The 15,518-nt window shown below is 44.2% G+C and carries 15 protein-coding genes; 10 read left to right on the top strand and 5 right to left on the bottom strand.

Going from position 1 to position 15,518, the window contains the following annotated elements:
- Positions 1-126: 126 nt before the first annotated feature.
- Both J3U64_RS01300 and serC read left to right on the top strand, forming a co-directional pair.
- The gene (locus J3U64_RS01300; protein ID WP_267408029.1) at positions 127-942 is read left to right on the top strand and encodes a competence/damage-inducible protein A; all 816 of its coding nucleotides are present in this window, start codon (positions 127-129) and stop codon (positions 940-942) included.
- A gap of 314 nt (positions 943-1,256) precedes the next feature.
- Entirely contained in the window at positions 1,257-2,360 is a 1,104-nt protein-coding gene (gene serC, locus J3U64_RS01305; protein ID WP_100140091.1) for a 3-phosphoserine/phosphohydroxythreonine transaminase, read from the top strand.
- A 457-nt stretch (positions 2,361-2,817) separates the two neighbouring features.
- Here serC and nadC read toward each other — a convergent pair whose 3' ends face one another.
- Together nadC and J3U64_RS01315 are read right to left on the bottom strand one after the other, a co-directional pair.
- Entirely contained in the window at positions 2,818-3,666 is an 849-nt protein-coding gene (gene nadC / locus J3U64_RS01310; protein ID WP_267408030.1) for a carboxylating nicotinate-nucleotide diphosphorylase, read from the bottom strand.
- Positions 3,667-3,948: 282 nt separating this feature from the next.
- Complete coding sequence (locus J3U64_RS01315) at positions 3,949-4,905, bottom strand: NUDIX hydrolase (RefSeq protein ID WP_267390210.1); 957 nt, start codon at positions 4,903-4,905, stop codon at positions 3,949-3,951.
- Between the two features lie 220 nt (positions 4,906-5,125).
- On the opposite strand from J3U64_RS01315, the gene nadA reads away from it, so the two are divergent.
- Positions 5,126-6,358 (top strand): quinolinate synthase NadA, encoded by a 1,233-nt coding sequence (gene nadA, locus J3U64_RS01320; RefSeq protein ID WP_323811385.1) that lies wholly within the window; start codon positions 5,126-5,128, stop codon positions 6,356-6,358.
- Positions 6,327-7,856, top strand: coding sequence for an L-aspartate oxidase (nadB, locus tag J3U64_RS01325; RefSeq protein WP_267408031.1), 1,530 nt, complete (start codon positions 6,327-6,329; stop codon positions 7,854-7,856). The genes nadA and nadB overlap by 32 nt, the downstream gene beginning before the upstream one ends.
- A gap of 3 nt (positions 7,857-7,859) precedes the next feature.
- Here nadB and J3U64_RS01330 read toward each other — a convergent pair whose 3' ends face one another.
- Entirely contained in the window at positions 7,860-8,378 is a 519-nt protein-coding gene (locus J3U64_RS01330) for a TlpA disulfide reductase family protein (RefSeq protein ID WP_267408032.1), read from the bottom strand.
- 270 nt (positions 8,379-8,648) lie between these two features.
- Between J3U64_RS01330 and arsC the strand changes: the two genes are divergently transcribed.
- The 6 genes from arsC to J3U64_RS01360 all read left to right on the top strand — a co-directional run bounded on the left by arsC (position 8,649) and on the right by J3U64_RS01360 (position 14,299).
- Complete coding sequence (arsC, locus tag J3U64_RS01335; RefSeq protein WP_100140085.1) at positions 8,649-9,005, top strand: arsenate reductase (glutaredoxin); 357 nt, start codon at positions 8,649-8,651, stop codon at positions 9,003-9,005.
- Positions 9,006-9,674 (top strand): YdcF family protein, encoded by a 669-nt coding sequence (locus J3U64_RS01340; RefSeq protein ID WP_323811386.1) that lies wholly within the window; start codon positions 9,006-9,008, stop codon positions 9,672-9,674.
- Positions 9,675-9,953: 279 nt separating this feature from the next.
- Positions 9,954-11,243: a glutamate-1-semialdehyde 2,1-aminomutase gene (gene hemL / locus J3U64_RS01345; RefSeq protein ID WP_267390204.1), complete on the top strand. Its 1,290-nt coding sequence runs from the start codon at positions 9,954-9,956 to the stop codon at positions 11,241-11,243.
- A 618-nt stretch (positions 11,244-11,861) separates the two neighbouring features.
- Positions 11,862-12,128: a hypothetical protein gene (locus J3U64_RS01350; protein ID WP_100140082.1), complete on the top strand. Its 267-nt coding sequence runs from the start codon at positions 11,862-11,864 to the stop codon at positions 12,126-12,128.
- A gap of 126 nt (positions 12,129-12,254) precedes the next feature.
- Positions 12,255-12,917 carry a response regulator transcription factor gene (locus tag J3U64_RS01355; protein WP_100140081.1) on the top strand — a complete coding sequence of 221 codons (663 nt, stop codon included), beginning with the start codon at positions 12,255-12,257 and terminating at the stop codon, positions 12,915-12,917.
- Positions 12,893-14,299 (top strand): ATP-binding protein, encoded by a 1,407-nt coding sequence (locus tag J3U64_RS01360; protein WP_267408033.1) that lies wholly within the window; start codon positions 12,893-12,895, stop codon positions 14,297-14,299. The genes J3U64_RS01355 and J3U64_RS01360 overlap by 25 nt, the downstream gene beginning before the upstream one ends.
- Positions 14,300-14,491: 192 nt before the next feature.
- Here the strand turns inward: J3U64_RS01360 and upp are convergent, their stop codons facing one another.
- Positions 14,492-15,124, bottom strand: a complete 633-nt coding sequence (upp, locus tag J3U64_RS01365; RefSeq protein ID WP_100140079.1) for a uracil phosphoribosyltransferase — start codon at positions 15,122-15,124, stop codon at positions 14,492-14,494.
- 75 nt (positions 15,125-15,199) lie between these two features.
- Positions 15,200-15,511, bottom strand: coding sequence for a Grx4 family monothiol glutaredoxin (gene grxD / locus J3U64_RS01370; RefSeq protein WP_100140078.1), 312 nt, complete (start codon positions 15,509-15,511; stop codon positions 15,200-15,202).
- Positions 15,512-15,518: the final 7 nt, after the last annotated feature.

Raw genomic sequence — 15,518 nt, forward strand, 5'->3', positions numbered from 1 at the left:
ATCCTTGCTAAAATAACACGACACCTGCACATTAAAATAAATTTGAGCATAAAACAATAGCCACGTTTTATATCATTGAAATATATAGCCATACTGCAACAACAAACACAACTCAGGAGAACCTGCATGCAAATCGGCATCATTATTATCGGCGATGAAATTCTGAATGGATCAAGACAAGACGGCCATTTTATATTTTTTAAACATTTATTTAAGCAACACGGCCTTCAAATGGCATGGGCACAGTATCTGCCCGATGACAGCGATACCATTACTCACCAATTGAAACAGTCTTTTGAAGAAAAACTACCCGTATTTGTAACCGGCGGTATTGGCGCAACGCCAGATGATCACACCCGCCAAGCTTGTGCACTTGCTTTAAATCTACCCTTGCAAGCTCATCCTGAAGCATTAAAAAATATTGAAGCAATTTCAATCAGACAAGGCGACTCACTTAATAGTCCATCTCATTTACAGCGTGCCAAAATGGCTGAATTTCCACAAGGGGCAGCGCTTATTCCCAATCCGTTTAATAATATTGCCGGCTTTTCTATTAAAGAGCATTATTTTTTCCCCGGCTTTCCCAAAATGGCACACCCCATGGCTGAATGGGTGCTGAATACCTATTACAGCAAGAATTTTTTTCAGCATCAGATCACGGCTAAAGCCGCGCTGGTTGACGGTGTACCTGAATCTAGAATCGCCCCCTTGATGGAGCAGATTGAACAAAAATGGCCAGGTATCAAAACGTTTAGCCTCCCAACTATTCGGGAAGATTTGCCTAACGATGAACAAATCCATCAATATCGTTTGGAATTTGGTTTAAAAGCATGGGATAAAGACTGCGAAAATCTACCTCAAGCATGGCATGAAGCTCTACACAGCTTAAAGCAGCTTGGGGCCACCAAAATTACCTTACTGGAAAACAGCAGTGAGGGCTGAAATCAGATTCTCTATGCGATTAAAGGGGTCTGACAACCAGATAAATCCGGTAATTTATAGAAAATTTACCTGAGCAAAAGCAAAATAAAAGGGTTTCAAACTAAATCTTTCTCGCTCACAGGCAGAAAAAACCATACTTTCGCTCCTTTACATGCAAAACGGTTTTGTATTTGCCTTTCATTTGGCAAACAACTAGAATTCCAGCAACTCAAGACTTCACCTGGTTTTGCGTTAAACCTCAACGCGGTATGCAGCATTTCCACGGGACGCAAAACCTCTATACATACAGCTTAGCAACAGGTTTTAAATTATTCATGACAACACTGCACAAATACAATTTTTCTGCCGGTCCGGCCATTCTACCTGAGGCCGTATTACAGACAGCTCAGGCTGAAATGCTGGATTACAATGGTACCGGCACTTCAGTCATGACCATGAGCCATCGCTCCGATGCTTTTCTCAGTATCCTGCATCATGCAGAACTGGATTTGCGTCAGTTGCTGCATATTCCAGATAATTACAAGGTTTTGTTTATGCAGGGCGGCGCCAGTGCTCAGTTCAATATGGTTGTCATGAATCTAGCCAATGGTTTTAAACGGGTGGACTCTGTTGTGAGTGGCAATTGGAGCCGTATCGCTCACAGCCAGATGGGTAAACTATCTGATGCTGAGATTCATCTTGCTGCCCATGGTGGTGATCTGTATAACTATACTGATGTTCCGGCACCAGAAACTTGGGACGTTGATCCGGATTCAGCTTTCGTTCACTACTGCATTAATGAAACCGTGCATGGCCTGCAGTATCGCAATATCCCCAAACCCGATGGACTACCACCAATTGTCTGTGACATGTCGAGTGAGATACTGTCACGGCCAATTAATGTTGCGGATTTCGGCTTAATCTATGCCGGTGCACAAAAAAATATCGGCCCTTCTGGTGCCACCATTGTGATTATCCGTGAAGATTTGCTTGAACGCTGCTCCGATCGCATACCGGACGTATGGAATTACCATAGCCATATTATCCGTCAGGGCATGTATAACACACCAGCCACCTATCCGATTTATATTTCTGGTTTGGTATTCCGCTGGCTACAAGCCAATGGTGGTGTGGAACAGATGCAGGCTATCAATACCATGAAAGCAGAAACCCTGTACTCCGCCATAGATAACAGTAATGGTTTTTATATCAATAATGTAAAAGAACATGCGCGTTCGTACATGAATGTTATTTTCCACACACCTGAAAAAGAGCTGGATAAACTATTTGTGCAACAAGCTAATGCGCATGGATTATGTACGTTACAGGGCTACAAATCCATGGGAGGCATGCGTGCCAGTATTTATAATGCTATGCCATTACAGGGTGTAGAAGCCTTAGTGAGCTTTATGCAAGAATTTCAACGCCGATACGGTTAATAGATTCTGTTTTGTATCAGTACGGTGCAGCCTTATTAGGCTGCACCTTTTTATATGAATCATTCTGTTTTCTATGCATGTGTAAAAAATTAAAACACTAATTTTTTATTACAGGCATATTTACAATTCAAACTGACACGCAATAAAACGATAGTATTCAGGATGCAGAAATATTTCACAGCCGCTACTTGCCTCGCTTTACTGAGCGTTATCATCAATAAAGTTAAAAGTGTTTTCAAACTCAAGCACTTCGGCTATTTCCTAAATTGAAAACGTTTGAAACCCACCTACTATGTTTTCCGGTTTCGTAACCTAATCCATTATTGTATTTTTGATATTTTCTATAACAAGCAGGCTTAAAAATCAGCAATATAATGTTTTATATAAGCTTAGCAAAGTGGAAAATAGTAAATACAACAAGAATTTCATCTTTCTGGTCCAGGACAGTTAATCGGGTTTACTGATAATCCAGACCAATATCAAGATAACGCGCGCTGTGCGTCAGATAGCCCATTGCCAGAAAATCAACACCGGTTTGTGCTGCAGCCAAAAGTGTATCTGGACGTAGATTGCCAGATGCCTCTGTTTGACATTGCCCTTTGCACCAGCTTACTGCTGTTCGCAATTCTTCCACTGACATATTATCCAGCAATACTAAATCAACACCTACATCCAGTACCCGACGCAACTGCGCTAGGGTATCTACTTCCACCTCTATAGCGATAAGATGTCCTGCATAAGCCTTTGCTTGCCGTAGGGTAAGAGCAATATCACCTCCGGCCAGAGCAATATGATTATCTTTAATCAGAATAGCATCATCCAGTCCCATTCGATGATTACGTCCGCCCCCCATTCGTACTGCATATTTCTGAATAGCGCGCAGGCCAGGCAAAGTTTTCCTGGTACAGGTGAGCAAGGCACCTGTAGGCGCAATCAGTGTCTGAAGTTCGTGTGTGGTAGTGGCAATACCGCTTAAATGAGTCAGAAAGTTTAGGGCTGTACGCTCAGCAGCCAGAATTGCCCGAGCATTACCTGTAACCTGTGCCAGCACAGTATTTGCGGAAATGATATCACCATCATTTTGATATATTTTAAAATTTAGATTAGAGTCGATTAATGCAAAGCTTTGCCGTGCCAGTTCTAGCCCGCAGACTACTCCTTCTGCCCGAGCCACGATGCTGAATTGTGCAAGGCTCTCGGCCGGTACAACTGCTTGGGAGGTAATGTCTCCGCGGCGCCCCAAATCTTCCACTAGTGCTGCCTGTACTAATGGACGCGTAATAATTTCAGATAAATCATTCATCATGATTTTCTCATTTGTATTTATACTCGTTTAGAGTATATATGAGATAAGACTTTTACGAAAAGGAAAATTTAGACATGTCTTGATTTAATTTTTGCTATAAGGTTGATGCGCGCCAGAAGTGCGTTCAGTGTTCACAATGCCAAAAGCAGGATTAGATAAACTCTAATTCTGTATTTTAATAAAGTAAGCATCTTAGCTCTGCCGCAACATGTACAGCATATGTATCCCTATGATATTAATGTCAAAAAATTTTGGTAAAAACCTTGATGATACAGAAAGGTATTATATGTGATTACCAATCAATGGGAGCCGATAACCGGAAAGCAAGCTTTCTTGCAATACATTTTCATTAAAACGGTATAGTTGTGCCGGACGTCCACGCTCTGCAACCATAGTTTCACCAGTAGCTACAACAAGCTGCTGATTGTTAACCAAACGACGAAAATTTTGTTTATGCAGCTCCACACCATTCAATACTTCAATACTGCGCTGCAACTGATACAGAGTAAATTGGGGCGGCATTAAATCAAAAATAACTGGCCGGTATTGTAATTTAGCGCGCAATCTCGACACAGCCGTAGCCAGAATCCGACGATGATTAAATTGCATGGGACGACCAGTTAATTGTGGCGGAAGCTGATTATCATAATACGGTGACTCAGCAATAATGCCTGTCTCATACATCAACTCATAGCGCAGCAGAGCATTTTCGGCAATCCAGTGCTGCCCGTTTATACCCCAACATAAATTCAGGCGTTGCTGCCGCTGATTACGGATTTCCTGATTGGGTGCGGCATCCACCCAGTTTTGCATCGGCAGAATCAGCTGGTTGAGAATATGCGCATGTTGCGGACGACGGCTGTCTTCCCATGGAAAATATTCATACCAGTCTTGCCATTTTGCTTCCAGCGTCAGGCCACTTTCGGCTGTTTCTTTTACTAGACCAAGATAACTAATATTGATAACTGCCTGACCATTGTGATGGCTACGCTTCATGTCAACAAAAGTATATAGCTGTTCAATATAGCCAAGTGGCTGACCGGTCTGCTGATGTACCCATGTTCTTGCTCCAGCCTGCAAGGAGTGGTGCACTGGTTTTAACGGACCAAAAGGCAATAAGCTGCCATCGTGAATGGTAAGCACGCGGGCGCTAAAATCCGTTACTGCAAACAACACGGCCACCAGCTCAGCTGCACTATCGCTATAACTGGATGAGGGTAAATCAGCTGTTGTGTGCATGCAGGTAATACTCCTTAATCAACACTCATTAATTGTAAAGAAATTGTTGCAAAAAAACAAAACCTGCGCAGCCGGTTTTTATGAATCAGCCATTCATTCAGCTATTTAATGAAACAGCACCATAATCAAATCTATTTACTTTCTTCCTGTCACGATCTTTACATGTTGCTTTATATACTCATATTGAGCATAATGATTTAATCCTGATTAAGGAGTGTCTATGCTAACTGTACCCGACCATAAACAATGGCGTGCTTTTGATTATGAAAAACCATCTGTACAGCTAAAAAAATATGCTACTGATGCAGCTACGCATGGTCAGCCTGCCACGTCCGTACTGGAATGTGCATGGGCGAAAATTCCATCGCAACCAACTAAAGAACAGAAGCAGGCTTATTCTGAGAAAATTACTACATTATTGCAGCAGCATCAGGCGGTAATGCTCGCACATTACTATGTTGAACCAGAATTACAGGATTTGGCACTTGCTAGCGGAGGTATGGTGGGCGATTCGCTTGAGATGGCGCGATTCGGTGCCCGCCATCCGGCACAGACACTGCTGGTAGCCGGAGTGAAATTCATGGGCGAAACAGCGAGCATACTTAGTCCAGAAAAAACCATACTCATGCCGGATATGCAAGCAACTTGTTCTTTAGACCTCGGCTGTCCGGCAGATGAATTCACAGCTTTTTGTAATCAGTATCCGGAACGAACTATCGTGGTTTATGCCAATACCAGCGCTGAAGTTAAAGCCCGTGCCGATTGGGTTGTTACCTCTTCGATTGCGATTGAAATCGTATCTTTTTTACATGCTCAGGGTAAAAAAATTATCTGGGGGCCGGATAGGCATTTAGGCGAATACATTCAGAATCTGACCGGTGCTGATATGGTGCTGTGGCAGGGCTCCTGTATGGTACACAATGAATTTAAAGGGCAAGAACTGGCATTGATGAAAGCCCGTTATCCGCACGCTAAAGTATTGGTACATCCTGAATCGCCGGCAGCAGTAGTGGCTCTGGCAGATGTGGTTGGTTCTACCAGCCAGTTGCTACAGGCAGCAATCAACGATACGGCTGATACTTTCATTGTAGCCACTGATCAAGGCATTCTGCATGAAATGACCAAACAGGCACCAGCAAAAACATTTCTGGCGGCGCCCACTGCCGGTAATGGTGCTACCTGTAAATCGTGTGCTTTCTGCCCATGGATGGCCATGAACGGTCTGGAGTCCTGTATCGACGCGCTAAACCACCAAGAGAAGCATCGCGTACAGCTTCCAGCAGCATTAAGCCAGCAGGCTAGCTTGTCGATCCGGCGCATGCTTGAGTTCTCATCAGCCTGGCGTGAATTTCAAGCTTTTAGCTCTACATCTAATACTTTAAATATTTTATCCGATCAGTTTATTCCTTGGATCAGACAACATGACCACTTTGCCTCCCTGCTCAACTGCTGAGACAGATGTGCTGATTGTTGGTGCCGGTCTGGCCGGACTGACAGTAGCCTTGTCTTTACCTGAACATTTTCATATTACGGTTGTAGTCAGGCAAGACTTGTCAATATGTGCCAGCACTCTGGCGCAAGGCGGTATAGCCGCTGTAATCGATGAAGCAGACAGTGTGGCTGAACATGTAGCCGACACCCTTATTGCCGGAGCCGGAAGCTGTGATGAAACTCAGACAGCCACCATTTTGAGTAAAGGTGCTAATGCAATTGAGTGGTTATGTGCGCATGGGGTGGAATTCACGCGTGAAAATGGGCAATTACATCTAACACGCGAAGGTGGACATGGCAAGCGGCGAATTGTGCACGCAGCCGACCACACAGGACGCAGCATCAGCGAAACCCTTCAGCAACAGCTTCTGGCTCGCCCCAATATACAAGTACTCACCCATACTTTCATAAATGAGGTGATACTGGAAAATACTGTTTGCACTGGCGCCAGTGTCACGATAGCAGACAGTGGCGAAACCATTCTCATTCGAGCTAAACATACTGTATTGGCAAGCGGTGGTCTGGGTCAGTTATTCTCGCTGACCACTAATCCACTTACAGCCACTGGGCATGGCATCGCAGTTGCTGCGCTGGCGGGTTGCAGAACACGCCAGCTTGCTTTTGTACAGTTTCACCCCACTGCGCTTGCACTACCAGCTAATCCGTGCTTTCTGATTTCAGAAGCAGTACGTGGAGAAGGCGGCATTTTGCGCAACAGCCAAGGGCAGCGCTTCATGCCTCAATATGATGAGCGCGCCGAATTGGCACCCCGCGATATCGTCGCTCGTGCCATCGCTGCTGAAATAGACAATTCTGGCCATCATTGTGTCTATTTGGACATTACGCATTTATCTGCAGACTTTATCCACACACATTTCCCGCAGATTTATCTGCATTGCCTACAGCAAGGGCTTGATATTACCTGCGAATTCATTCCTGTTGCCCCGGCAGCGCATTATGCCTGTGGCGGTATTATCACCGACACGGCTGGCCGTACCGATGTGCCACAGCTATATGTTATTGGCGAATCCGCCAGTACGGGCTTACACGGAGCCAACCGTCTGGCCAGTAATTCTTTGCTGGAATGTGTCGTTGTTGGACGGGCGGCCGCCGCCAGTATGGCCGCTTCAGATTCTCATACCCTGACTTGGCCTCAGCATCTAAAGAAAGAATCGACCGAGCTATTGTGGCAACAGCCCGTGCAGACATCTGTTTCAGTGCCAGATATGCATGTGCAGCCATTCAGCCTTAATGCACTGCAAAAACTCATGAGCCGATATTTTGGTATATGCCGACGCACTGAAGACATGCACACATTACACATGCAGTTACAGCAATGGTACCTGCATGCTGTCAGCCAGACAGATAAACTGACTCTGGTTACAGCACTACTGATGGTACAAGACGGTTTAAATCAAACAGAAAATCGTGGTGCACACTTTAATGTTGATTTTGCTTAAAATTTATATATGTATTTTACGTTGAGCACATTGTTTTTTAGCGGCTGCAAGCGCCTGATTAAGCTTGTCTTCAGTTAACCTACCTATCAAAGACTGTTGAAAACCGCATTCTGGCGCCCGTACCTGCGTGTAAGGTATGCCGCCAATACTATTGCCGAACTGCCTCATCCAAGCTCTGCTGTCCGTGCCGGTGTAGCGATATAGCGGGTAGCTGACTTTTATCTGACGGGTAAAGCGTTGTAAATTAGCCTCAGTGTCTAATGCCACCCCTGCTACGTTTACCCTGCCTTTACCTGATTTCTGTTGCTGAAGATACCAGCGCGAAAGCATAGGCATTTCACTACGGCAGGAAGCACACCATGTCGCCCAGATATTAATCACTTGTACAGTACTATTTGCTGGCAATACTGCGGCCTTACCTTGAGGCCAGCTTTGCAGCTCTGCTGCCTGCACGTGCAATCCGCCAGAAATCAATAAACTTAATACCACTGTTTTTTTCAAAACACGGATGAATTGAAACATAGCCTTTCCTAAATATTACGTTTCACAGCAGTAATTATAAAATATTTTATTTACAATTTCGGCGCCAACGCGGCAAGCTGTTTATTCACCATACTACTTTTAGTTTTAATACCTAAGCCAAGCATGTATTTTTATTCAAATAATTTATTTACACTCACTACTGAAACTTAGTCTGATCTTTAAAATAATTAATAATACTTGTCAAAATTTGAAGTTTCGTCCACACTTCCTATTTAGATTTTCCATTTATTTTGAAGTTCAGGGATAATCATGACAAATACCGTCATACTGTATCATAACCCTAATTGTTCTAAATCCCGTGCCGCCTTGTCTTTACTACAGGTTCGCAATGTCAACACTAAAGTCATTCCCTACCTGACCGAACCATTATCCGAGGCACAGATTCGCGCGCTAAAGCAGAAGCTGGCCATCCATTCTGCAAGGGAGATGATGCGTAGCAAAGATGATTTATATGCACAGCTCAATCTGGTAGAGGCAGATGAAGATACCTTGATTGCAGCTATGGCTGCCCACCCTATTCTCATTGAGCGTCCTATTGCTGTCTTTGGCGATCATGCAGCCATCGGCCGGCCGTTAACCAATATTGAAGCTTTATTAGAGCAATAAATGTCCAATGGCACACGCTTCGGCTTCTGGTATTGTCTGCGTAGTGTGATTACTGCCGGTAGCTTGTTTGTTGCCGCCAATTACGCCATCAGTATGGCGACTGTCTATCAGTTTAGCCATCCGCAGCTGCTCAGTGAAGCCGATGCAGCCATTGTGCTCGGTGCTGCGGCATGGGATAAGCGCCCGTCACCGGTTTTTCGTGAACGTATCAATCATGCCATCAATCTTTATCGCGCGGGAAAAGTAAAAAAAATACTATTCACCGGTGGTAGTCCGCGCAGCGGTTTTATGACTGAAGCAGCGGTAGGTCGTCGTTATGCTATTCGCAACGGTGTAGATGCCAGCGATATCATTTATGAAAATCATTCACGTGACACTTGGCAGAATCTGGTGAATGCTCAGGCACTTGCTGAAGATAATGATATAGACACTTTTATTATTGTTAGCGATCCCTATCATTTGGCGCGAGCCTGTATCATGGCCCGCGACTTAGGATTGGATGTACAGGTTTCTCCCACCCCTACTACCCGTTATACCGCTACCCAGTCCAAACTACGTTTTCTGGTTCAGGAAAGTTATACCCTCATGGTCTACCAGTGGGTCAAGCATCTCGCTCACTTTCCCCAGTTGATTCAGTCATTCCGCAGCAAATTTTCTTCTTTTTCCTAAGCCAACCGGCACTGGCAGAGCAATGAAATAGCTGCTGGCTACAGGATACCCTTACGCGTTTCGTTATTTGCCAATCAGGATATAGCATTATTTTCTGTTGTTTGAATCTTTATTGCTATGTGTAGCAATTGAAACTTTTTATGCCAGCCTGTTTGGACACACTATGAAGCATCTAAGCGGCTGAATGATTCAAGTCCCTTATCGAGTGTGCACAATCAATAGTATGATTATCCCTAAATGCCATTCATCCGGCATCATTTTATAACAGAGGTTAAAATCATGGATCGAAATCAGCAATTATTCGAACAGGCTAAAACCATTATTCCCGGCGGTGTGAATTCACCGGTAAGAGCCTTTGGCAGCGTTGGTGGTATTCCCCGCTTTATTAAAAAGGCGCAGGGTGCCTATGTGTGGGATGAAAATGAAAGCCGCTATATCGATTATGTCGGTTCGTGGGGTCCGGCTATTGTGGGGCATGCACATCCGGAAGTAGTAGAAGCCGTGTGTCACGCAGCAGAAAATGGCCTGTCTTTCGGTGCACCCACCGAAAATGAAATCCGTATTGCCGAAGCAATCCGCCATATTATGCCGAGTATGGAGCAGATCCGGCTGGTTAGCTCCGGTACAGAAGCCACCATGAGTGCTATACGGCTGGCTAGAGGTTTTACTAAACGTGACAATATTATCAAGTTTGAAGGCTGCTACCACGGCCATTCTGACAGTTTACTGGTCAAAGCAGGTTCGGGTCTGCTGACTTTCGGCCATCCCAGTTCTGCCGGAGTACCTGAGGATTTTAGCCGCCATACGCTTGTGCTGCCCTACAACGATATTGAAGCATTAGAGCAAACTTTTGCCAGCAAGGGCGACAGCATTGCTTGTGTGATTGTGGAACCGATCGCCGGCAATATGAATATGATACCGGCTACATCAGAATTTGTGCAGGCCATGCGCAGACTCACTGACCAGTATGGCAGCGTATTGATTTACGATGAAGTTATGACCGGTTTTCGTGTCGCACTGGGCGGTGCACAGTCTATTCACGGTATCAAACCTGATTTAACCACCATCGGTAAAATCATCGGAGGCGGCATGCCGGTAGCGGCTTTTGGCGGGCGTGCAGATATTATGTCCTGCGTTTCCCCCTTGGGTCCTGTATATCAGGCTGGCACTTTATCTGGTAATCCAGTATGTGTAGCTGCAGGACTTAAAACGCTGGAAATTATCCAAAGACCAGATTTCTACAACACACTCAGCGCCCGTACTTTAGAACTGAGTAAAGGTTTGGCCGCCATTGCAGAAGAAGCAAATATTCCTTTTACTAGTCGCAGTATAGGTGGGATGTTTGGCTTTTATTTCACTGCCGAGCTTCCGACTTGTTTTAGCGATATGCAGCGGTGCAATCAGGTATTGTTTAAAGAATTTTTCCATGCCATGCTGGCTCGTGGCGTCGCTTTCGCTCCATCTGCTTATGAGTCCTGTTTTGTTTCTGCCGCTCATAACAGCGAAATCATTGCTGACACACTGGGACTGGCTGCTGAATCCATGACTGAAATTGCTCGTACTGTTTAACACAGTTATTTTTTATTTGTTACCGGCGTACCCTTTTTGGATACGCCTTTTTTATTCTGCTGAGAATGTTTGAAACACAACAAATATACGCTGCTTACACAAGTCTATGGTCTCAGTTTTAACCAGAAACTCATTAGCATAACTTTTGAAATTCAAATAATTAATCGTGCTTTTGATATCTCCAATTTTATCTCTGACTTCTCGGAAAAGGTTTTCGCTATTCCGATGTATAAATAGAGTTTAATAATGAGATTTTTGAAATTTTATTGCGTAATATGGCAATCGCAGATGATGTTTAATCTGGCTTTTCTACCGTTTTTTTTAAATTTTCTCGGGCATTGACGCTAATTTGCGCTTACATTTGTCAGATAGCAGTTAATAAGCGTCATTTTATTTCACTAAAAACGGCTACTATGCCCGCAAAATACCTAAAAACTTGAAGATTAAAAAGAAAATTAATTTAAACCTGTAGTATATATAATTTATTAACTTATAATTACATTTATTTAACAATAAAATACATTTATCTAAGTCTTGCCTAAGTATTGGCGACCATACTGTTCAGCAACAAGAACCGAGATGGTTATTGTCCTAAACTACTTAAATTGGAGATTTGTCATGAAAAAAATCACTGCTGCTGTTGTAAGCGCTATTTTTGGTTTAACTGCTGCTGCTTCTTTTGCTGCTCCTGCTGCAGCCACCACTACTACTACCACTAACACCACTGCTGCTACAACTACTGTAAAACCAGCTGCTAAAACTGTTAAACCGGTTGCTAAAAAAGCTCAGGTAAAACGCACTCACGCTAAAAAAGCACACGCCAAAAAAGCTGCTGCTAGCACTACTACTACCAAACAAACCACTACTACTACTGAAGCAAACTAATCAGTCTGCGGTTAACGTTTGAACAAAACCGTTTCAGGTATCCTGAAGCGGTTTTTGTTATCATAGGCAGCCTGAAGCCTGAAACAATATCGGCTCAACACTGTCTACGTGGAAAATTGTTAACCCATGCGAATTTTACTTCTTGAAGACGACAAGATGATAGCAGAAGCACTTAGCGATATGCTTCATGTTGCCGGTTTTGCAGTTGATTGCGTGACTGACGGCTTAGCCGCAGAAAACGCCTTACAGCCTAACATCTATGATATCGCTTTACTAGATATCGGTGTACCCAAGCAGGATGGTCTTAGTGTATTGCGCCATCTACGTGCAAAAAACTTTGATTTGCCTGTAATTTTGATTACTGCCCGTGATACAGTGGAAGAACGAATCAACGGTCTTGATAGTGGTGCAGACGACTACGTAATCAAGCCTTTTGCCCCTACGGAGCTACTAGCGCGGATCCGTGCACTTCTGCGCCGACGTAGCGGGCATGCCAGTCCAGTGTTGAGCAATGGCATTATCACCCTGAATCCGGCAACACGGGAAGTAAGTGCCAATGGACAATCTACTCGTTTGTCAGCCAGAGAATATGCCTTACTGTACAGTCTGCTGTTGCAGCCGGGTACAATATTGTCGAGGCAGGAGCTGGAAGAAAAAATCTATGGCTGGAATGAAGAAGTGGAAAGCAACGCCGTAGAAGTAGTTATTCACGGTATTCGCAAAAAACTCGGCAGCAATGTCATTAAAAATGTGCGGGGTCTGGGATGGCTGGTGGATCAACGCGGATAGTTTCATCGCTTCAATGGCGCTTATTATTGGTAATTACTATTGTAGTTACCTTCATTGCCATCATTGGCGATATTCTCGCCTATCAGACTGCTTTTCGCGAAACACAAGACTTGCAGGATGCGCAGCTGGAACAGATTGCCCATTTACTCGACCCACGCAGCTCCATTTTGCGTCGGGACACACAAGAAGATCTTAACTTTCCTGAAAGTGCACGCACGTTGCCCAAACCGCGTGTACTGGCACAAACGCTGGATTCGCCCTATCTTAATATACTGATGGGTGATGACAATGCAGTGCAGAACTTGCAACAGTTACAGGATGGCTTTCACAATTTCACTACTGTAGCACGGCACTGGCGTGTATACATCCTTACTCGTGAGCGCGAACGTATCGTTGTCGCTCAGCGCACAGCCTACCGCAATCACATTGCCAAAGACAGCGCCCTGAGCGTGGTATGGCCGTTTTTGATTCTCATGCCCCTACTGTGGCTGTTTACCGCCATCTGGATTAGACGTCTATTTCGTGCTACGCAGGAAATGAGCACTGAACTGACTGCCCGCAATGCCAATGATTTATCGCCGCTGGACACCAAGCATGTACCCACAGAAATCCGTCCGTTTATTATTGCTTTAAACCGACTGTTTAGCCAATTGCAAGCGGCAATAGAGCATGACAAAAAATTCATTAGCCATGCTGCACACGAATTACGCACACCCATCACTGCACTAACCATTCAGATAGCACGTTTTGATGATCCAGATTTAACAAAGGACATACAGCATAAGCTTATCGGGCAAATTAGAGCCGGTATTGCACGCACTGAGCAATTACTCACCCAGCTGCTATCCATGGCACGGGCACAGCATCAGCAACAGCAGCACATACAAGCAGCCCAGGCCAGCACAGACTTACTCCCTTTATTGCGCGACCTGATTGCAGAAATATTGCCACTGGCAGAACAAAAACAGCAAAATTTGAGTGTTGACATCAATGAAGACATCAAACTACCAATCAGCACCAATGATTTACATACAATTTTAAAAAATATTCTGTGCAATGCCATTAAATACACACCGGCCGGTGGCCACATCAGCATTCATACCCAACAAAATGCAGAAAATGAATTATCTATGTGGATTGAAGACAATGGTCAGGGCATCGCTGAATCAGAAAGAAAACTTGTTTTCGAACCGTTTTACCGCATTCTTGGTAACAATGAAAACGGTAGTGGTCTCGGATTAGCCATCGTAAAAACGCTGTGTGAACAGTGGTATATAAGTATTAGTCTGGCTGATTCCAGCTTGCATAACCATGAAGATAAACCCGGGCTGGCTGTGATTCTACTTTTTAGCATTCCTGACATCCAAATCCAGCCACAATAACGGCCAAATAAAATAGAACTGTAGGAATGGCTGGTTATAATAATTTCCGCCGATTTAATTTACAGAATGTTCCCTGTTTACGGAAGTCTTTTTTCTTTTGGCATAAAAAAACAGAATACTTAGTCTAAGCATTCTGCTTTAGTATATGCATGTCTGACCCATTGTCAGCAGGTGAAAGAATCCGATTTCAGATTACCAGTGTTTGGTACCGAAAATCTTATCGCCGGCATCACCTAGTCCAGGAATAATGTAGCCATTTTCATCCAGATGATCATCAAGAGCAGCCGCATAGATGGTGACATCGGGATGAGCCTCATTAACGGCTTTCACACCTTCTGGAGCAGCTACCAGCACCAGTGCCTTGATATCCTTACAGCCTTTTTTCTTCAGTAGCTCAATGGTGGCATTCATAGAACCACCAGTAGCCAGCATTGGGTCGATAATCAGAGCCGGACGTTTATCCATCTGGCTGACAAATTTTTCAAAATAAGGTACAGGTTCGAGGGTTTCTTCATCGCGCTGCAAGCCCACCACACTGATTTTAGCAGTTGGAATCAAATCCAATACGCCGTCGAGCATACCCAACCCAGCACGCAGAATTGGCACTACGGTTACCGTTTTACCTTTAATTTGGTAAGCATCTATCTCACCACACCAGCCCTGCATTTTGACAATTTCCACGTCAAAATCACGGCTGGCCTCATATGCCATTAAACGCGCCAGCTCTTTAGTCAGTGTGCGAAAACGATAGGTACTGCAATCCTCTTCACGCATCAGTGACAGTTTGTGCTTTACCAGCGGGTGGTCAATCACATTAATATTCATAGCCTGTTCCAAAAAATAATTGCTATAACACCTGAATGAAATCAGCTAGTTGAAAATCCTCTGAACCAATTCTGGTCAGACAGAGGCCAACAAAGTCTGCAATTCTCCTGCTTCATACATTTCCAGCATAATGTCAGAGCCACCAACAAATTCGCCTTTCACATACAACTGCGGGATAGTCGGCCAGTCGGCATATTCTTTTATACCCTGACGGATTTCTTCATCTTCAAGTACATTCACAGTATAAAAGTCTTTTAAACCAGCTGCCTGCAGAATTTGTACTGCACGGGATGAAAAACCACACTGTGGGAATTGTTTTGTCCCTTTCATAAACAACACCACTGGATGTTCGGTAACAATGTTTTTAATTCTTTCCTGAGTACTCATTTACTTT

The organism is Snodgrassella sp. B3800 (genome assembly GCF_026535865.1).
Lineage (GTDB): Bacteria > Pseudomonadota > Gammaproteobacteria > Burkholderiales > Neisseriaceae > Snodgrassella > Snodgrassella alvi_E.